The organism is Bradyrhizobium sp. 4 (assembly GCF_023100905.1).
In the GTDB taxonomy this organism is placed as follows: domain Bacteria; phylum Pseudomonadota; class Alphaproteobacteria; order Rhizobiales; family Xanthobacteraceae; genus Bradyrhizobium.
The window spans coordinates 4,136,939-4,155,913 of record NZ_CP064686.1; the positions used below are offsets into that span (position 1 = coordinate 4,136,939).

Below are 18,975 nucleotides of genomic sequence, written 5' to 3' on the forward strand. Positions count from 1 at the left end.
TTTCGCGTCAGGAATCCTCGCGATAAGTCCCAACGATAAACCCCAAAGATGACCCATGGATATTTGCGACGTCCCGTCGCAGACTGCCCGATGCTCGCGTCCGCCGGAATGACCCGTCGGGCGCAATCCCATCGAGGGGTCGCCATTGTCCAGTACGCCCGCAGTCGCCTCCGGCCATCAACCTGATCCACTGCCGCTTGCCATGACCATGGGCGCCCTCGGGGTGGTCTATGGCGATATCGGCACTAGCCCCCTCTATGCCCTGAAGGAAGCCGCCAAGGCCGCCGCCCACGGCGGCACATTGACGAATGATGCCGTTCTGGGCGTTGCGTCATTGATCCTCTGGGCGCTGTTGCTGATCATCTCGCTGAAATATGCGCTGTTGATCCTGCGCGCGGACAACCGGGGCGAAGGCGGCATCGTCGCACTCCTGGCGCTGCTGCACGCGCGCAACGCGCAGCCCGGCACCTGGCGCGCGCATCTGCTGGTCGTCGGCCTCGTCGGCGCCGCGCTACTGTACGGCGACGGCGCGATCACGCCGGCGATCTCGGTGCTGTCAGCCATTGAAGGTCTGAAGGTCGACGCTCCCTCGCTCGCGCCGGTGGTGGTGCCCGTGACCGTCATCATCCTGATCGGACTGTTCATGATGCAGAAGCAGGGCACCGGCTTCATCGGCCGCATCTTCGGACCGGTGATGCTGGCCTGGTTCTTCGTGCTGGCAGCGCTCGGCATCCACGGCATCGTCAAGGCGCCGGCGGTGCTGGCGGCGCTGAGCCCGCTCTATGCGTTCGACTTCCTGATCCACCAGGATTTTCATGTCTCCTTCGCGATCCTGGGGGCCGCCTTCCTCGCGGTGACCGGCGGCGAAGCCATGTATGCCGACATGGGGCATTTCGGCCGCCTGCCGATCCGCCTGGCCTGGTTCGCGATCTGCCTGCCCGCGCTGGTGCTGAACTATTTCGGCCAGGCCGCGCTGCTGATCACCGACCCCACCATGATCGAAAATCCGTTCTTCCAGCTCTGCCCCGACGCCCTGCACTATCCGCTGGTCGCGTTCTCGGCGGTCGCGACCGTGATCGCCTCGCAGGCCATCATCTCGGGCGTGTTCTCGCTGACGCAGCAGTCGATCCAGCTCGGCTTCCTGCCGCGCATGCAGATCCGTCACACCACGAGCGCAGCGATCGGCCAGATCTACGTGCCGTTGGTGAACTGGCTGCTCGCCGCCGCAACGCTCGGCGCCGTGCTGAGCTTCGGCAGCTCGGAGGCGCTGGCCGGCGCCTACGGCATCGCGGTGTCGCTGTTGATGGCGATCACCACGCTGCTCGCTGCCCTGGTCGCGATCCAGTGGGGCTATTCGCCATGGCTCGTGGTGGCCGTGAACGGCTTCTTCTTCGCAATCGACGTAATCTTCTTCTCGGCCAATTCGATCAAGCTGTTCGAGGGCGGCTGGTTTCCATTGATGCTCGCGGCCTTCGTCGCCTTCCTGATGCTGACCTGGCGCAGCGGCGTGAAGCTCGTCGAAGCGGCACGCGCGAAGCTGCGCCAGCCCGAGGAGGATCTGATCGAGACCGCAGTCAACAAGTGCAGCGCCAGACTCCCCGGCACCGCCGTATTCCTGGCGTCGGCGCCGCGCGGCGTGCCGCTGGCGCTGACCCAGTTCGTCAAGCACAACCACGTGCTGCACGAGCGCATCGTCCTGGTCACCGTGCTGATCGAGGAGCTTCCTCACATCGCCGACGAAGACCGCACCGAGGTGATCGAGATCATTCCCGGCATTACCCGCGTCATCCTGCATTACGGCTTCATGCAGAACCCGACGATCTACGAAGGACTGACCCTGGCCTGCCGCCACGGCAAGCTGCCCGGCATCGACCTCTCCGACATCACCTATTACGTCGGCCGCGAGACCATCATCCCGCGCGAGGACGTGCCGGGCATGTGGGTCTGGCGCGAAACCATGTTCGCCTTTCTGCAGCGCAACGCCGAACGCTCAGCCGCGTTCTTCGGCGTGCCGACCAAGCAGGTGGTGGAGTTCGGCACGGAGCTGGAGATTTAGCGCAATTCGTAGCCCGGATGGAGCGACTTGTCCGCCGTAGCTCTGAGAGCGAAGGCGGAGGCGCAATCCGGGACTCTCTGCGCGGCGCAAGAAACCCGGATTTCGCTTGTGCTCCATCCGGGCTACGGGGGTGACGCATCACTCCCCGTTTGCGTCTCCGTTCGCACCATTCCCGCTCTCGGCCTCTTCCGTGATGTGCTCGACCGAGACGACGTGCTCGTCCTCGGCGGTGTCGAACACGATCACGCCCTGGGTCGAGCGGCCGGCGACGCGGATGCCTTCGACCGGGCAACGGATCAGCTGGCCCTTGTCGGTGACCAGCATGATTTGATCAGCGTCTTCCACCGGGAAGGAGGCCACCAGATTGCCGTTGCGGTTGTTGACGCTCATGGCCACGATGCCTTTGCCGCCGCGGCCCGTGGTGCGGTACTCGTAGGACGAGGTCCGCTTGCCATAGCCGTTGACGGAGACGGTCAGCACGACCTGCTCGGCCGCCGACATCTCGATGTAGCGCTCCTGGGCGAGCTGGAAGCTGCCGGAGGTCTCTTCGGCCTCGGCGTCCGCCGCCGGCTCCTCGGCCGCAGCTTCGCCGGCGACCGCACGACGCATCTTCAAATACGCCGAGCGCTCGTCGGACGTCGTCTCGACGTGGCGCAGGATCGCCAGCGAGATCACCTTGTCGCCCTCGGCAAGCGCAATGCCGCGCACGCCCATCGAGGTGCGCCCGGTGAACACGCGCACGTCGGTGACGGGGAAGCGGATGCACTGGCCGCCGGCGCCGGTCAAAAGCACGTCGTCGTGCTCGGTGCATATCTGCACGTCGACGATAGCTTCGTTGTCGTCGAGCTTCATCGCGATGATGCCGGAGCGGCGGACATCGACGAAGTCGGACAGCTTGTTGCGCCGGACGTTGCCGCCTGTCGTGGCGAACATCACGTCGAGATTGCCCCAGGTGGACTCGTCCTCCGGCAGCGGCATGATGGTGGTGATGCGCTCGCCCTGCTCTAGCGGCAGGATGTTGATCAGCGCCTTGCCGCGCGCATTCGGCGCGGCCATCGGCAGGCGCCAGACCTTGATCTTGTAGACCTGGCCTCGCGAGGAGAAGAACAGCATCGGAGTATGCGTGGACGCCACGAATAGCCGGCTGACAAAATCCTCGTCGCGGGTCTGCATGCCGGCCCGGCCCTTGCCGCCGCGGCGCTGGGCCCGATAGGTCGACAGCGGCACGCGCTTGACGTAGCCGGCGTGAGAGACGGTGACGACCATGTCCTCGCGCTGGATCAGGTCCTCGTCCTCGACCTCGCCTTCCTGCTCGATGATGACGGTGCGGCGCGGGGTGGCGAACTCGGCCTTCACTTCGGCGAGTTCGGACTTGATGATTTCAAGCACGCGGTCGCGCGAGCGCAGGATGTCGAGATAGTCGGCGATCTCGCCGGCGAGCTTGTCGAGCTCCTCGCGGATTTCGTCGCGGCCGAGTGCGGTGAGGCGTTGCAGGCGCAAATCGAGAATGGCCCTCGCCTGCTCCATCGACAGCCGGATCGTGCCGTTCTCGCTGATGCGGTGGCGCGGATCGTCGATCAGCGTCAGCATGTCCTCGACGTCCCGGGCGGGCCAGTCGCGCGACATCAGGGTGTCGCGCGCGGTCGTCGGGTCGGGCGAGGTCCGGATGACGCGGATCATCTCGTCGATATTGGCGACCGCGATGGCGAGACCGACCAGGATATGGGCGCGATCACGGGCCTTGGCCAGCAGGAACTTGGTGCGCCGCGTGACGACCCGCTCGCGGAAGTCGACGAAGATCGCCAGCAGGTCCTTCAGATGCATGATCCGCGGACGGCCGCTGTCGAGCGCCACCATGTTGACGCCGAAGCTCGTCTGCAGCGGCGTGAACCTGTAGAGCTGATTCAGCACCACATCCGGCACGGCGTCGCGCTTCAATTCGATGACGACGCGGTAGCCGTCGCGATCGGATTCATCGCGCAAGTCGCCGATGCCCTCGATCTTCTTTTCCTTGACCAGCTCGGCGATGCGCTCGACCATCGTCGCCTTGTTCACCTGGTAGGGAATCTCGGTGATGATGATCGCCTCGCGCTCCTTGCGGATGGTCTCGATCGCGACCTTGCCGCGCATCATGACCGAGCCGCGGCCGAGGTGATAGGCGGCGCGGATGCCTTGCCGTCCGAGGATGACGCCGCCGGTCGGGAAATCCGGTCCCGGCACGATGTTGATGAGCTCGTCGATGGTGAGCGCAGGGTTGTCGATCAGCGCGACGCAGGCGTCGATGACCTCGCCCAGATTGTGCGGCGGGATGTTGGTCGCCATGCCGACCGCGATGCCGCCGGCGCCATTGACGAGCAGGTTGGGGAACTTGGCCGGCAAGACCGACGGTTCGGTCTCGTTGTTGTCGTAGTTCGGCTGGAAGTCGACCGTGTCCTTGTCGATGTCGGCCAGCAGAGCCAGCGCCACCTTCGTCAATCGGGCTTCGGTATAACGATAGGCAGCCGGGGGATCGCCGTCGACCGATCCGAAATTGCCTTGGCCGTCGATCAGCGGCACGCGCATGGAGAAGTCCTGCGCCATCCGGACCATGGCGTCGTAGATCGACTGGTCGCCATGCGGATGATATTTACCGATGACGTCACCGACCACGCGGGCGGACTTGACGTACTTCTTGTCCGGCGTGTGCCCCTGCTCGTTCATCGAGTACAGGATGCGGCGATGCACCGGCTTCAGACCGTCGCGGGCGTCAGGCAGCGCCCGCGCCACGATCACGCTCATGGCGTAGTCGAGATAGGACTTCTTCATCTCCTCGAAGATGGAGACGGGGCGAATATCCGAGGGTTGCGCCGGCTGGTCGCCGGGCTTGTCGTCGTCGTCAGCCAAGGGGAAATCCGGTGAGGTTTTATCTGGGAATCATATAGCGCATCGAGCCTCTGATAACCACCCTCGCGGCGATCTGGGAAGCGCTTTTTCCGCCTATTTTTCCAACAACTTAAGCCCTTGCGATCGGTGTCTTGGACAGCCCCCGTATCGACCTTGCAAAATCGCCGATCACGCGTCGAAAATCGCGCGGCGAGCTTGCCCCGTCAGCGCGCTTGCCAAGCCGCAATCCGAGCTCACCCGAAACATGAAGCGGGCCCGGAAATCCCGAGCCCGTCCTGCCGATTAGTGGGATTTTCTGACACGAGATGAGAAGCGCCGCCCATCCGGCCGGCGCGTCGCATTGGGACCCCGCGTTCTCAGAGCGGGATCGCTCAGAACGGGATATCGTCGTCCATGTCGCTGTTGCGGCCACCGCCGCCAGCGGCAACGGGACGGCGCGGTGCGCTGCTGACCGGACCGGAGGAGCCGAAATCGCCGCCCGGCTCGTCGCCGAAGCTGCCGCCTCCCCCACCGCCGCTACGACCGTCCAGCATCGTCAGGGTCGAGTTGAAGCCCTGCAGCACGACTTCGGTCGAGTACTTCTCGACGCCGCTCTGGTCGGTCCATTTGCGGGTCTGGAGCGCACCCTCGACGTAAATCTTGGCGCCCTTCTTCAGATACTGTTCGGCGACCTTGCAGAGCCCTTCATTGAAGATCACGACGCGGTGCCACTCGGTCTTTTCCTTGCGCTCGCCGGTGGCCTTGTCGCGCCACGTCTCCGAGGTGGCGACGCTCAGATTGGCGATCGGCCGCCCGTCCTGGGTGCGGCGGATTTCAGGATCCTTGCCGAGATTTCCAACCAGAATGACCTTGTTGACGCTTCCCGCCATCTCCGCTCTCCGCTCCGAATGCCACTGAATTCAAGAAGGCCGGTCCGCTCCCCGCGTTCCGCCGTGCCTGTTGAGGCGACCCTATACGCTCGCCGAACGCTTGCGGACGACGATCAGTCCGTCGCCCCTCCGGTTATCCCCATATATAGCATCGACCTCCTGTTCGTTCCAGATTTGTTCTTGGCGAAACGACCGCATCGATGTGTGGCGTCAATCGGCCAATGTAGTGCTGGAATGCGCGCAGCGAGTGGAACCTTTGTAGATTCCCGAAAACGAGGGAAAGAACTTAACATTCAATAAGTTATGAGTACTCGCAGTGCCCCGCTCTTGTTGCATTTCGGAGACGGACTTTGCCGCCCCGTAGAGCTACGGTTTCCTCGCACTTAGTTCATAAGGGCCCTCGCGCCTGATCAGCCGCTTCGGGGAAGAAAGAAGTGGATGAACCTGGGGAGACTGGCAATGAATAAGCTTCTGATTGCTGCAATCGGTGCAGTGGCGATGGGCCTGTCGGCTCCCGCGAGCGCGGCGGATATGGCCGCGCGTCCCTACACCAAGGGCCCCGCGCCGGCGATTGCCACCATCTACGATTGGAGCGGCTTCTATATCGGCATCAACGGCGGCGGTGGCTCAAGCCACACGTGCTGGGACTTCGTCACGCCCGCGACCGGCGTTTTGGTCGGCGAAGGCTGTCACAATGCGACGGCGGGCACCCTCGGTGGCCAGATCGGCTATCGCTGGCAGTCCGCCAATTGGGTGTTCGGTCTCGAAGGCCAAGGCAACTGGGCCGACTTCCGGGGCGACAATGTGAGCACCCTCTTCCCGGGTACCGCTTTGGTGACGGGTGATCGCAACCGTTCCCGCATCGACGCTTTCGGCCTCATCACCGGTCAGGTCGGTTACGCCTGGAACAACGTGCTGTTCTACGTGAAGGGCGGCGCCGCCGTCGTCGGCGACAAGTACGACATCTACGCTGCTACAGGTACGCCCGGCGCGGGCGCGCTCCTGGCTTCGGCGCGGGAGACTCGCTGGGGTGGTACGGTCGGGGCCGGTCTGGAGTTCGGCTTCGCCCCGAACTGGTCGTTGGGCTTTGAGTACGACCACATCTTCCTTGGCGATCGCACGATCGGCTTCACAACGCCCCCGGGTGGGGTCTTCGGCAGCGACCGGATTCGGCAGGACGTCGACATGGGCCTCGTCCGCCTGAACTATCGCTGGGGCGGTCCGGTGATCGCGAGGTACTGATCGAACTGACATCCATCAAAGCAAGGCCGGCCTCGCGCCGGCCTTTTTCGTTCCTGTTCCCATGGGGGAACCAAAGGTCAGTAATTGCACCATTTTCAGGCCGCTGTGGCTTTCCAGTGACACAACTTGCGGCTTCAATGGTGTAAGTACGGCCTCAGTTGGGCAAGTGAGTCCGATGCCCTTCCTTATCGTGGAAGGCACAATCAGAAACTGGGACTGGGATTAGTTGAAAATGAAAAAGGTTTTGTTGGCTTCGGCCTGTTTGTTCGCTCTCGCTGCCCCGGCTTCGGCCGCTGATCTCGCGGCGCGCCCCTACACCAAGGCTCCGGTGGCCATGGCTTCGGTCTACAACTGGACCGGCTTCTACCTCGGTGTTGTCGGTGGCGGCGCCTGGGAAAATTCCTCGACCGACCCGAAGATGAAGGGCGGCTTCGTCGGCGGTACCGCCGGCTACAACTGGCAGACCGGCAATGTCGTGTTCGGCATCGAGGCCGATGGTGCCTGGGCTGACGTCAGCGCGTCGGTCACCGGCCCCGTTGCCGTCCCCGGCTTCGGCCTCGTCAGCACCACCCTCAGCTCGAAGACCGATGCGATGGGCACCGTGCGCGGCCGCATCGGCTACGCCGTCAACAACGTCCTGTTCTACGGCACCGGTGGTTACGCCTGGATCGACAACAAGCTCAGCATCAGCGCGCTCGGCGTGACCGTTTCCGACAGCAAGTGGCACTCCGGCTGGACCGTCGGTGCGGGCGTCGAAGCGTTCTTCGCTCCGCAGTGGTCGGTCAAGGGCGAGTACCTCTTTCGCAGCCTCGGCGGCGAGACCTACTTCTCGGGCGCCCTGCCCACCGGCACGCTCGAGTTTCACACCGTGCAGGTCGGCGTGAACTATCACTTCGGGGGCCCGATCGTCGCGAAGTACTGATCTTCGCTATCGACGCCATCGTGTTACGAAAGGCCGGCCTCGCGCCGGCCTTTTTGTTTGCCGGGCACGTTACTGCGCAGTTCCACCCGCCCTGCTCCTGCCAGATGCCGCCAGCGTGCCAACAATCGGTTGACGATTCGCAAACGCCACTGGAAATCCGTCCCCGTTCTTCCTACGTTCGCTCACATACCCATCGGCGCCGATCCCGGTTCCGGGCGAAGCGCGCCTATTCAGTTGGCGCGATCGCGCGCTTTTGGATTCCCTGAGGACCACCAGGATGGATGAAGTGATCAAGGCGAAGCGCCAACAACAGAACGCGGGATCAAACCTGCGCGCAATAACGATCCGTGGCGCGCGCGAGCACAACCTCAAGAACGTCGACGTCGAGATTCCCCGCGACAAGCTGGTGGTGTTCACGGGGCTGTCAGGCTCCGGCAAATCCTCGCTCGCCTTCGACACCATCTACGCCGAGGGCCAGCGCCGCTACGTCGAATCGCTGTCGGCCTATGCCCGCCAGTTCCTGGAGATGATGCAGAAGCCTGATGTCGACCAGATCGACGGCCTGTCCCCGGCGATCTCGATCGAGCAGAAGACGACGTCGAAGAACCCGCGCTCCACCGTCGGCACGGTGACCGAAATCTACGACTACATGCGCCTGCTGTGGGCGCGCGTCGGCGTTCCCTATTCGCCCGCCACCGGCCTGCCGATCGAGAGCCAGACCGTCTCGCAGATGGTCGACCGCGTGCTGGCGTTGCCCGAGGGCTCGCGCCTCTATCTGCTCGCGCCGGTCGTGCGTGGCCGCAAGGGCGAGTACCGCAAAGAGCTCGCCGAATGGCTCAAGAAGGGCTTTCAGCGCGTCAAGATCGACGGCGCCTTCCATGAGCTCGCGGAAGCGCCTGTGCTCGACAAGAAATTCCCGCACGACATCGACGTCGTGGTCGACCGCATCGTGGTGCGCGCCGACATCGGCCAGCGCCTCGCCGAAAGCTTCGAGACCGCGCTGAAGCTCGCCGAGGGCCTCGCCGTCATCGAATTCGCGGACGCGCCGGCTACAGCAGCACCCGCGGAGGAGAAAAAGAAGACCGCAAAGATCCACGACAAGAGCGGCCCCGAGCGCATGCTGTTCTCGGAAAAATTCGCCTGTCCGGTCTCCGGCTTCACCATCCCAGAGATCGAGCCGCGCCTGTTCTCGTTCAACAATCCCTATGGCGCCTGCCCCGCCTGCGGCGGCCTCGGTGTCGAGCAGCATGTCGACGAAGACCTCGTCATTCCCGACAAGGAGCTCGCCATCGGCAAGGGCGCGATCGCGCCCTGGGCCAAATCCTCGTCGCCCTATTACATTCAGACGCTGACTGCGCTCGGCAAGCACTACAAGTTCACGCTGACCACCAAATGGAAGGATCTGCCCAAGAAGACGCAGAACGCGATCCTGCATGGCTCCGGCGAGGACGAGATCAAGTTCTCCTATGAGGACGGCGTCCGCTCCTACGACACCAAGAAGCCGTTCGAAGGCGTCGTCACCAACATCAACCGCCGCTATCGCGAGACCGAGAGCGAGTGGGCGCGCGAGGAGCTGGCGAAGTATTTCCACGACGTGCCCTGCGAGGCGTGCCACGGCTTTCGGCTCAAGCCCGAGGCGCTCTGCGTCAAGATCGGCGGCAAGCATATCGGCGACATCTCCGAGATGTCGGTGAAGGGCGCCGGCGCGTGGTTCGAGACCGTGCCGGAGGCGCTGAACACCCAGCAGAACGAGATCGCCGGCCGCATCCTCAAGGAGATCCGCGAGCGCCTCACCTTCCTGCTCGACGTCGGCCTCAACTATCTCACGCTCTCCCGCTCCTCCGGCACGCTGTCCGGCGGCGAGAGCCAGCGCATCCGCCTGGCCTCGCAGATCGGCTCGGGGCTGACCGGCGTGCTCTATGTGCTGGACGAGCCCTCGATCGGCCTGCACCAGCGCGACAACGCGCGCCTGCTCGATACCCTCAAGAGACTTCGTGACCTCGGCAACACCGTGATCGTGGTCGAGCACGACGAGGACGCCATCCTGCTCGCCGACCACGTGCTCGACATCGGCCCCGGCGCCGGCATGCATGGCGGCAACATCATCGCCGAAGGCACGCCCGCCGAAATCATGCGCAATCCCAACTCGCTGACCGGCAAATATCTAACGGGCGAGCTCGAGGTCGAGGTGCCGGAACGGCGTCCGCCGAACCATCGCCGCACCATCAAGGTGGTCAACGCGCGCGGCAACAATCTCAAGAACGTCACGGCCGAAATTCCGCTCGGCCTGTTCACCTGCGTCACCGGCGTCTCCGGCGGCGGCAAGTCGACGTTGCTGATCGACACGCTGTACAAGGCGATCGCCCGCAAGCTGAACAATGCCAGCGAAGGCGCCGCACCGCACGACCGCATCGAGGGCCTCGAGCACATCGACAAGATCATCGACATCGACCAGTCGCCGATCGGTCGCACGCCACGCTCCAACCCCGCGACCTATACCGGCGCCTTCACGCCGATCCGCGAATGGTTCGCAGGCCTGCCGGAATCGAAGGCGCGCGGCTACGAGCCCGGCCGCTTCTCCTTCAACGTCAAGGGCGGCCGCTGCGAGGCCTGCCAGGGCGACGGCGTCATCAAGATCGAAATGCACTTTCTGCCCGACGTCTACGTCACCTGCGACGTCTGCAAGGGCAAGCGCTACAACCGCGAGACGCTCGAGGTCCTGTTCAAGGGCAAGAGCATCGCCGACGTGCTCGACATGACGGTCGAGGAAGCCGCCGAGTTCTTCAAGGCGGTCCCGCGCGTGCGCGAGACGTTCCAGACGCTGCATCGCGTCGGCCTCGACTATATCCATGTCGGCCAGCAGGCCACGACACTGTCGGGCGGCGAAGCCCAGCGCGTCAAGTTGGCAAAGGAGCTGTCAAAGCGCGCCACCGGCCGCACGCTCTACATCCTGGACGAGCCGACCACCGGCCTGCATTTCCACGACGTCAAGAAACTCCTGGAGGTGCTGCACGAGCTGGTCGCACAGGGCAACACGGTCGTCGTCATCGAGCACAATCTCGAAGTCATCAAGACCGCCGACTGGGTCATCGACCTCGGCCCCGAAGGCGGCGACGGCGGCGGCGAGATCGTCGCCTGGGGTCCGCCGGAAGACATCGCGAAGGCACCGCGGAGCTATACGGGTAAGTTTCTGGCCCCCGTGCTGGCGAAGGCGCGGAAGCCGAAGCGGAGGCGGACGGCCAGCGAGGCGGCAGAGTAGGTTACGCAGCGAGAGCATGCCGACACATTGTCTGAGGGAGACTGAGCTTGCCTGCAGGACTTGTGCAAACCTATCGTGCGTTCGCCCACAATAATGCCTGGGCAAATCACCGGCTGCTCACCGCTTGCGCGACGCTGTCTCAGGCCGACTTCGAAGCCGCACGAACCGGCTTCTTTCCGAGCCTGCAGCGCACGCTGAACCACATCCATGTCATCGACCTCTTCTATGTCGATGCGCTGGAGGGCGGGTGGCTGGGACCGGCGGCCTGGAAGAACGAAGTGCCACATCCCTCCCTTGCCGCGCTGAAGGCTGCGCAGGCTGCGATCGACAAGCGTTTGATTGCCGTCTGCGATGGACTGACGCCCGAGCTTCTCGACGGTCTCGTGCGGATCAATCGCGACACCCGCGTGCAGACCGAACGTCGTGACCGGCTGCTCATGCATCTGTTCCAGCATCAAATTCATCATCGCGGACAGGCGCACGCGATGCTGTCTGAAACGCACGTTCCCCCGCCCCAGCTGGACGAGTTCTTCGCCGAGGGAGAGGCGCCGCTCAGGGCCACCGAATTCGACCAACTCGGATGGACCGAAGAAACCGTGTGGAAAGCCTAGCGGTGTAGCTTCGTCTCCATGCCCTACGCCCTCGCCATCTTCGATCTCGACGGCACGCTGGCCGACAGCTTTCCGTGGTTCCTGCGCACCATCAACGACGTCGCCGATCGCTTCGGCTTCCGCCGCGTCGCCGATGAGGATGTCGAGGGGTTGCGGCATGCTTCGTCGCGCGAGATCCTCAGCCGGCTCGAGGTGCCCTTGTGGAAGCTGCCGGCGATCGCGCGGCATGCGCGGCGGCTGAAGGGAGAGGCGGCGGCGGAGATTGCGTTGTTTGCGGGCGTCGAGGCGATGTTGAAAATGCTGGCCGGTAACGGTGTGCAGCTAGCGCTGGTGACGTCGGACAGCGAAGCCAATGCGCGCGAGAAGCTCGGCGATTGCGCGGCGCTGTTCGCCCATTTCGATTGCGCGGCGTCGCTGTTCGGCAAGCCGTCGAAATTTCGCCGCGTCATGCGGCGCGCCGGCGTGGAGCCGGGCAAGGTCATCGCGATCGGCGACGAGGTGCGCGACATCGAGGCGGCTCGCGCTGTGGGGATTGCCTGCGGCGCGGTGGGCTGGGGTTATGCGGCGCCGGCGGCGCTGCGGGCGCTGGCGCCGGATCACATGTTTGAGCAGATGGATCAGATTGTCTGGACGCTGTGCCCCGGTGCAGAAGCGACATCCGGGAACGCCGGTGGATGAGGAGAGCCCTGTCCCGCATGTCGCTCCGCTCATGCGGGCTACACGCCCCTACTCCGTCCTGCGCAAGAACGCCCCAAACGCGCGCGGGCCGTCGCCGGTCTTGACCTCGCCGATCACCTTCAGCTCGACCGCATCGATGATATCGAGCGTGTTGCTTTCCCAGCAGGCGACGATGATGCGCTTGCCGTCGGCGGTCGCGGCAATGCCTTCGGGATAATCGCCAACGTTGATCCGCTTGATCGGCTTCAAGGTCGCCAGATCGAACACACTGACAGTGCCGCCATACTGATCGGTGACGAAGCCGCGGCCCTGCGCCAGCGCCACCGCATAGGGACGCATCCCGACCGGCACGCGGCCGATCTCGCGCGCTTCGGCGATGTCGATGACGGAGACGTCGTCAGAGCCGACATTGGCGGTGTAGGCCCGCTTGCCCTCGGCATCGACGGTGACGCCGAAAGGGCGGGTGCCGACCTTGATGGTCGCCCTGCGCTGGCGCGTCGCGGTGTCGACCACCGAGACGCTGTCGTCGTCGCGGTCGGCCGAGAGCAGCAGCTTGCCATCCGGCGTCACCGCGAGCCCCGACGGCGAGGCGCCGACCGCGACGCTGGCCGTGACGCTGCGGCTCGCCGCGTCGATCACCCGCACGGCCGCCGCATACCAGTCCGCGACATAGACGGTCTTGCCATCAGGCGCGACGGCAACGCCGAGCGGCCCGCCGCCGACCTCGATCCGCGCCGCAACTTGCCGCGTTGACGCGTCCACCACCGTCACGGCCTTGGCATCCGGGCTCGTCACATAGGCAAAGCGCCCGTCCGCGCTGACGGCGACGCCGGCCGGCTTGCCTCCGATCGGGATGGTCGCGACGCTGCGTGCCGTGGCGAGATCCACGACCATCAGATTGTCGCTGAGCTGGTTGGTGACGAACGCCTCTTCGGCGGACGCATGCGCGATGCCGGCAAGGCAAAGGCTGGCGGCGAGCGCCGCCAGGACCAGCGCCCGCACCGTCAGCTTCCGCTCCCGACCTTCTTCTTCAGCGCTTCGAGGCCGGCCTGGTACAGCCCCTTGACCGCCTTGACCGCGGCCTCGTCGCTCAGCTCCGGCGGCGGATCGTTGTTGGGAAAGCCGCGGTAGAACGCGCCGGCCCATTCCAGCGTCGAGGCCTTGCCGTCAGCGCTCGGCGTCACCGTCAAGGTCGAGGAGTAATTGGTCACCGGCAGCACCTTCACGTCCACATTGGTGATCCGGTAGGAATAGGTCATGGCGGCGGCGTCGAATTTGTAGAGTTCCTCGTCGACGGTCGCGCCTCCCGTCAGCGTCAGCTTCCGGGTCGCGCCGATCTCGTTGCCCTTCTCGCCCTCGGTCTTGGTGACCGGCGGCAGCCAGCTCATGTCCTGGAAATTGCCCATTGCGGCCCACACCTTGGCCGGGGCAGCATTGATCTCGATGGATTCGCGCACCTTCTGCCGGGTCGGCCCATGGGCCCAGGCCGGTGTCGAAGCCGGGCCAAACGCCGCCGTCAAAGCCGCCGCGCCCACGGAAGTCAGCACCGCAGCCAGGACCGTGCGCCGTCCAATCGTCACCCTCATCTCGTTTCCTCATGCGTCTCGTTGATCATGCGCGGCTTCAGGCGCGCTCCGATCATCCTAGCGCATTTTGGGGCCGAGGGGAGACCGGTTCATGGCGGCCTTACGGCGGATGCCTCGCAGGCCCACAACTCCTTGCGCCGCCCTGTGGGCAAAACACCCAATGGCAGGTCAATCACGTCAGGTAAAAATATTTCTCTTTATCCGCATTTCGGATTATCATATAGAAAGCCATCCCAACCCGGCCGAGGGGCGGATCGCGATCGTCACGAACGCGGGATGGGACGTGGTGGACGCAGGCGGCGTCGGCGCGAAGGGCTTTGCAGGGCGGGAAACCGTGAGCGAAGGCGTCGCGCACACGACCGGTGCAGCCTGCGTACGGCAAAATCGTGTGGTCCTGGCGCCCGGGGTCTGTGCGCCAAGTGTTGCGGTGATGTGGCGGCCCGACCGGGTCCGCACCATCAGTCATCCGCAAGGCGACGGGGGCAATAGTGCATCGCTCCCCGGGGAGATCACGACATAAGCCGTAAAACCACTGCGCAGGGAAGGCCGTGTGTTGGGCTTCACCTGTATGCCGCTGTGCAGCCTCTTGTAGCGCAACCTTCGCACAGTGGACCGTGGGTGCCAGCCGGCACCCGGCCTTCCCTGCGCCCTCGGCATTTTTGAGGGCAAAGAATACGGCAAAGCTCGGGCGCGATGTGCCGCGAGGAGGCGAAGATGTGTCTACGATTCAGAAGCGAGTTGGTGGAGAACAACGAATGCTGCTCGCTCCGTCATTGCGAGCACAGCGAAGCGATCCAGAGTACCTCCGCGGAGAGACTCTGGATTGCTTCGTCACAAGGGCTCCTCGCAATGACGACCGAGACAGTGAGTGCCGGTCACGCCGCTCGATCACTCCGCCAGCGTCGTCTCGACGAACCCGCGCGGGTCATCACAGAACTCCCGCATCACCCGGTAATGATCGGTCTGCTCCACCGTCGTCGGCTCCAGGCCGTATTTCCCGAGCCGAAGCAGTTGTGCGTTGGGATAGGCCATCAGCGTCGGCGAATGGGTCGCCATGATGACCTGGCAGATGCGGGAATCCTCCATGCGTCGGAGCAGCTTCAGAAATTCGATCTGGCGCGCCGGCGACAACGCCGATTCAGGCTCGTCGAAGATGAAAATGCCCTGGCGCTGACAGCGCTCCTCGAAGAAGCGCAGGAATCCTTCGCCGTGGGAATGCGACAGGAAATCGGGGCCGACCTGCCCGGCATCACGTGCGGCCTTGTCGAGATATCGCGCCACCGAGAAAAAGCTCTCGGCGCGAAAAAACCAGCCATTCGTGATTTTCGGCAGCCAGCTTGCGCGCAGCGCCCTGGAGAGTTGGCCACCCATCTTCTCCCGCGCTTCGGAGTGATCGACCGGCATGTAACCCTTGCCGCCACCGGCGTCGTCGTAGCCGGCGAGCGCTGCGATCCCTTCGAGGATCGTCGACTTCCCGGTGCCATTCTCTCCGACGATGATCGTGATGGCGGCGTCGAAGTTGAGATCGAAATCATCCGGAAAGATGGGCAGGCAAAACGGATAAGCCTCGCGATCGCGAACTTGCGACGGGTCGAGCCAGACCCGCTTCAGGTAAGGCGCCGGCAGGTTGATCGTTCGGCTGCTTCTTCGGCTCATGTCCGGTTTCCGATCCATTCCGTCCCGTCGGGACGCTAGAACATATCCGGAACGCAACCCTCGCGAAAGCTGCATTTGAGAAACATACAGCGACAAACCCGACACGCGTGGCGAGGGCAAACTGGAATCTGGAATTGCGGTCCGAAATCGCCTTAGAGAACGCAGCTCTGAGGCAGTCGGCAGGCATGAGACCCGCCCCCACCTCGCGACCCCGCAATGATTGAGGGACGTCCGGGACCGTAAGAGCCGCGAGGAGTGCGCGATGGTATCAACGTATTTCAGTTACAGCTACATCACGCGCAATCTCAAGCAGTCCTTGACGCGGGTCGAACAGCAACAGGACGTGGCGCGAGAGGCCGCCTACTACAAAGCCCACATCGGCAAGGTGAAGTCCGTCGACGACTTCATGAAAGACTATCGCCTTTATCACTATGCAACGAAGGCGTATGGCCTGGAAGACATGGCCTACGCCAAGGCCTTCATGAAAAAGGTGCTGGAGAGCGACCTCTCCGACGCAAACAGCTTCGTCAACAAGCTGGTCGACAAGCGTTACCGCGAGTTCGCCGCGGCATTTTCCTTCAATGGCAGCGCCACGCCGGTTGCGCAATCGGAGAACCAGACCGATGAGATGATCGGTCTGTACACGGCGACCAGGAAGAGCCAGGTCGATGCACTTGCCAGCGACTCGAATTACTACAGCGCCGAAATCGGCAACATCAGCAGTGCAGACCAGCTCCTGAACAACGACCGACTTCGCAATTATGTCTATTCGGCGTACGGCATCGATCAAAGCAAGTGGTCGCGTGACACGATAAGTCAGGTCTTGCGCAGCGATCCGTCCGATCCAAACAGCTACGTCAACACCACTTTCGCTTCTCAGCTGAGTGGCCTCAACGCCGATCTTGCTCAGGCCCGATCGGATGTCACCGCGGCCACTTCAAGGATCGCAGACTACACCGCCCAATTATCGCAACCGGGCGCGAACGTGACCCAGTTGAACGTCCAGATCCTGGTCGAAAAATATCACCTGGAGTCATATGCGAGCAGCATTTCCAGCCTCAGCGACCAGATAGGGACGATTGGCGGGTTCGTCGACCTGGCCGGCGCGTTCGAGTTTTCGCCCGACGGCTCGCTTCCGTCAGGTGTGTCGGCGCAGACTGCTGCAAATGTCACGATCACGAAACAGAAGTTCGACGACAGCAAGTCCGCCGTCTATTCGGCGGCAAGCCCGTTGAACGAAGCTTTCGCAATCAGGCAATTCAGAACTGCCATCCTCAAGATCAATTCAGCCCAGACGTTCGTATCGACACCAGGCGTGTATGATTTTGCGCTGGGAGCTGTCGGCCTCGACCCCGGAAACGTCCCGCCGGCGACTGTCAAGGCCGTGCTCGAAAGCGACCTCAACGACCCCAAGAGCTACGTCTATACCCTCAAGGACAATCGGTATCTGGAGCTGGCACGCGCCTTCAACTTCGACGCAAAAGGCAATCTGACGACCCCCCTGGTGGCTCAGGACTCGGCTGAAGTCCTCCAGATCGCCAAGGACTACGTCATTGGAGCGGCGAAGAGCGCAAGCACGGCAACTCCCCAGCAGCAGGCCGCGGTTCGGGCACAGGCCACGAAGGATGCGTCGGAATATCAGCAAGCCATCGCCGGCATCGACAGTGTTTCCGATCTCCTCGCAAACAGGCCGATGGTTGATTTCATTCTCCTGGCCAAGGGCCTGGATCCCAAGAAGGTCAGCACCGAATTTCTCGGGAAGGTCTTCAGCTCCGATCTGAACGATCCAAAGAGCTTCGCGAACACCGAGAGCGATCCTCGCTTTGCCGAAATCGTCGCGTCGTTCAATTTCGACAGCAAGGGCAACGTCGCGCGTCTTCCGATGATGGGTCCACAGAAGCGGGATCAGTTTCGGGAAACACAAGCGAACTATGTCGAGCAAAGCCTGGAGCAGCAGCAAGGCGATGCGAATCCCGGCGTGCGCCTGGCGCTCTATTTCCAACGAAAGGCGGGGGACATCACGTCCGCGTACGACATCCTTGCGGACAAGGCTCTTTCAGAGGTGTTCAGGACCACCTTCGATTTGCCTGACTCGATGGCGGCGATGCCGATCGATCAGCAGGCCAAGTTCGTGGACAGGTTCATGAAGATCAAGGATCTGTCCGATCCCGCGAAGGTTACGAAGCTGCTGAACCGTTTCTCCGCCATGTATGACATCAGAAACAGCCAGAGCACCGGCCAGGGTCAATCCCCTCTGCTCAACCTCTTTCAGGGATCCGGTTCGGGGATCAGTGACTCCACGTACTTGGCCATTGCCAAGCTACGCACCCACTGATGATCGCTCGCCGGGACTAGCCCAACACCTCGAGCACCAGCTCCATGGTCATCAGCACGGGATTGTCGCCACGGATCAGACGGCCCTCCGCCAAGCCGCCGGTGTAGTCGATTAGGGCAACGTCGAGTGCGGCTTCGAGCGCGCCGGAGGAGCCCACCGCAATCGTGCCGCCGGTCACCGCAAGCTCGGTCGCGAAGGGTTCGGTCACGCCGCCATGGCTGAAGCGAGCGCCGATGGTCGAACCAACACCGCCATGGATCTTGGCGCGCGCGATGCCGTGCGCGCGGCAGAAGTCTTCGAGACAACCGGCGAAATCCTGGTTGGGGCGCAGCCGCAGCGCGAAAGCGCGGCTGGTCGTGCGTGCGCCGGTGCTCGCAGCCGCCACCGGCCCGAACAGCTTGAAGTTGGTTTCGGAATCGGGCTCTGCGCCGAACATCGCACCATCGATACCGAAGGCCTTGACCTCGAACGGCTCCGCGACATCAGTCTCGTCCGGGAGCATGTGGCCGCCACTGGCGCGGCCATCGGCCTCTGTCCACAGCCCATGGCAATGAAAGAACGGCGCGCCATCGCGCATGCCCAGCGTCATGCTACCGAGCCTGGTGCGCGTCACGCCGCTCGGCCGGAATGTGTCGCTATAGAACGCGGCGTTCTCATTGGTTTTCGACAGCGCCGGCATGACATAGCCGAACGGCCCGAGCGTGCCGTGCCCGAAGTTGAGCACACCACCGGCAAATCCCTCAGCGGCAAAACCGCGGCGCGCCGCCTCCAGCAGCGGCAGACCTGCTTGAAGCGTGAAGGAGAAAGCGCGTCCCCTCGCCTCCACCCATTGGATGCGTTCGGCGACCGGCACGCCGGGCTGCTTGATGCTGCGCATC

General features: G+C 63.5%; 14 protein-coding genes. 8 read left to right on the forward strand and 6 right to left on the reverse strand.

All coding sequences use genetic code 11. From position 1 onward, the window contains the following. Positions 1-202 precede the first annotated feature (202 nt). Positions 203-2,056: a KUP/HAK/KT family potassium transporter gene (locus IVB45_RS19400; RefSeq protein ID WP_247290006.1), complete on the forward strand. Its 1,854-nt coding sequence runs from the start codon at positions 203-205 to the stop codon at positions 2,054-2,056. Between the two features lie 138 nt (positions 2,057-2,194). Here IVB45_RS19400 and gyrA read toward each other — a convergent pair whose 3' ends face one another. Together gyrA and IVB45_RS19410 are read right to left on the reverse strand one after the other, a co-directional pair. Next, positions 2,195-4,939, reverse strand: coding sequence for a DNA gyrase subunit A (gene gyrA / locus IVB45_RS19405; RefSeq protein WP_247359406.1), 2,745 nt, complete (start codon positions 4,937-4,939; stop codon positions 2,195-2,197). A 371-nt stretch (positions 4,940-5,310) separates the two neighbouring features. Further along, the gene (locus IVB45_RS19410) at positions 5,311-5,808 is read right to left on the reverse strand and encodes a single-stranded DNA-binding protein (protein WP_007590726.1); all 498 of its coding nucleotides are present in this window, start codon (positions 5,806-5,808) and stop codon (positions 5,311-5,313) included. 459 nt (positions 5,809-6,267) lie between these two features. Here IVB45_RS19410 and IVB45_RS19415 point away from each other — a divergent pair, with 459 nt between their 5' ends. From IVB45_RS19415 to IVB45_RS19435, 5 genes are all read left to right on the forward strand, one after another. Next, entirely contained in the window at positions 6,268-7,050 is a 783-nt protein-coding gene (locus IVB45_RS19415; protein WP_247359407.1) for an outer membrane beta-barrel protein, read from the forward strand. Between the two features lie 232 nt (positions 7,051-7,282). Next, positions 7,283-7,972: an outer membrane protein gene (locus tag IVB45_RS19420; RefSeq protein WP_027567055.1), complete on the forward strand. Its 690-nt coding sequence runs from the start codon at positions 7,283-7,285 to the stop codon at positions 7,970-7,972. A 277-nt stretch (positions 7,973-8,249) separates the two neighbouring features. Further along, positions 8,250-11,231: an excinuclease ABC subunit UvrA gene (uvrA, locus tag IVB45_RS19425; RefSeq protein ID WP_247359408.1), complete on the forward strand. Its 2,982-nt coding sequence runs from the start codon at positions 8,250-8,252 to the stop codon at positions 11,229-11,231. Between the two features lie 47 nt (positions 11,232-11,278). Continuing rightward, on the forward strand, positions 11,279-11,842 hold the full coding sequence (locus IVB45_RS19430; protein ID WP_247359409.1) for a DinB family protein: 564 nt from the start codon (positions 11,279-11,281) through the stop codon (positions 11,840-11,842). 18 nt (positions 11,843-11,860) lie between these two features. Further along, the gene (locus IVB45_RS19435) at positions 11,861-12,520 is read left to right on the forward strand and encodes an HAD-IA family hydrolase (RefSeq protein WP_247359410.1); all 660 of its coding nucleotides are present in this window, start codon (positions 11,861-11,863) and stop codon (positions 12,518-12,520) included. A gap of 48 nt (positions 12,521-12,568) precedes the next feature. On the opposite strand, the gene IVB45_RS19440 is transcribed toward IVB45_RS19435, so the two are convergent. Further along, positions 12,569-13,522: a cytochrome D1 domain-containing protein gene (locus tag IVB45_RS19440; protein ID WP_247359411.1), complete on the reverse strand. Its 954-nt coding sequence runs from the start codon at positions 13,520-13,522 to the stop codon at positions 12,569-12,571. A 2-nt stretch (positions 13,523-13,524) separates the two neighbouring features. Beyond that, positions 13,525-14,106 carry an SRPBCC family protein gene (locus IVB45_RS19445; protein WP_247359412.1) on the reverse strand — a complete coding sequence of 194 codons (582 nt, stop codon included), beginning with the start codon at positions 14,104-14,106 and terminating at the stop codon, positions 13,525-13,527. A 160-nt stretch (positions 14,107-14,266) separates the two neighbouring features. Between IVB45_RS19445 and IVB45_RS19450 the strand changes: the two genes are divergently transcribed. Further along, positions 14,267-14,626 carry a hypothetical protein gene (locus IVB45_RS19450; protein ID WP_247359413.1) on the forward strand — a complete coding sequence of 120 codons (360 nt, stop codon included), beginning with the start codon at positions 14,267-14,269 and terminating at the stop codon, positions 14,624-14,626. A 368-nt stretch (positions 14,627-14,994) separates the two neighbouring features. On the opposite strand, the gene IVB45_RS19455 is transcribed toward IVB45_RS19450, so the two are convergent. Further along, positions 14,995-15,762 (reverse strand): AAA family ATPase, encoded by a 768-nt coding sequence (locus IVB45_RS19455; protein WP_247359414.1) that lies wholly within the window; start codon positions 15,760-15,762, stop codon positions 14,995-14,997. A 262-nt stretch (positions 15,763-16,024) separates the two neighbouring features. Here IVB45_RS19455 and IVB45_RS19460 point away from each other — a divergent pair, with 262 nt between their 5' ends. Next, a complete protein-coding gene (locus IVB45_RS19460) occupies positions 16,025-18,097 on the forward strand; it encodes a DUF1217 domain-containing protein (RefSeq protein ID WP_247359415.1) in 2,073 nt (690 codons plus the stop codon). Positions 18,098-18,113: 16 nt separating this feature from the next. Here the strand turns inward: IVB45_RS19460 and IVB45_RS19465 are convergent, their stop codons facing one another. Further along, entirely contained in the window at positions 18,114-18,974 is an 861-nt protein-coding gene (locus IVB45_RS19465; RefSeq protein WP_247359416.1) for a DUF296 domain-containing protein, read from the reverse strand. Position 18,975 lies beyond the last annotated feature (1 nt).

Coding starts and splice junctions, on each gene's coding strand:
- IVB45_RS19455 (WP_247359414.1), bottom strand. CDS start 15,762: ATGAGCCGAAGAAGCAGCCGAACGATCAACCTGCCGGCGCCTTACCTG.
- IVB45_RS19415 (WP_247359407.1), top strand. CDS start 6,268: ATGAATAAGCTTCTGATTGCTGCAATCGGTGCAGTGGCGATGGGCCTG.
- IVB45_RS19460 (WP_247359415.1), top strand. CDS start 16,025: ATGGTATCAACGTATTTCAGTTACAGCTACATCACGCGCAATCTCAAG.
- uvrA (WP_247359408.1), top strand. CDS start 8,250: ATGGATGAAGTGATCAAGGCGAAGCGCCAACAACAGAACGCGGGATCA.
- IVB45_RS19445 (WP_247359412.1), bottom strand. CDS start 14,106: ATGAGGGTGACGATTGGACGGCGCACGGTCCTGGCTGCGGTGCTGACT.
- IVB45_RS19410 (WP_007590726.1), bottom strand. CDS start 5,808: ATGGCGGGAAGCGTCAACAAGGTCATTCTGGTTGGAAATCTCGGCAAG.
- IVB45_RS19450 (WP_247359413.1), top strand. CDS start 14,267: ATGGCAGGTCAATCACGTCAGGTAAAAATATTTCTCTTTATCCGCATT.
- IVB45_RS19465 (WP_247359416.1), bottom strand. CDS start 18,974: ATGCGCAGCATCAAGCAGCCCGGCGTGCCGGTCGCCGAACGCATCCAA.
- IVB45_RS19435 (WP_247359410.1), top strand. CDS start 11,861: ATGCCCTACGCCCTCGCCATCTTCGATCTCGACGGCACGCTGGCCGAC.
- IVB45_RS19420 (WP_027567055.1), top strand. CDS start 7,283: ATGAAAAAGGTTTTGTTGGCTTCGGCCTGTTTGTTCGCTCTCGCTGCC.
- IVB45_RS19400 (WP_247290006.1), top strand. CDS start 203: ATGACCATGGGCGCCCTCGGGGTGGTCTATGGCGATATCGGCACTAGC.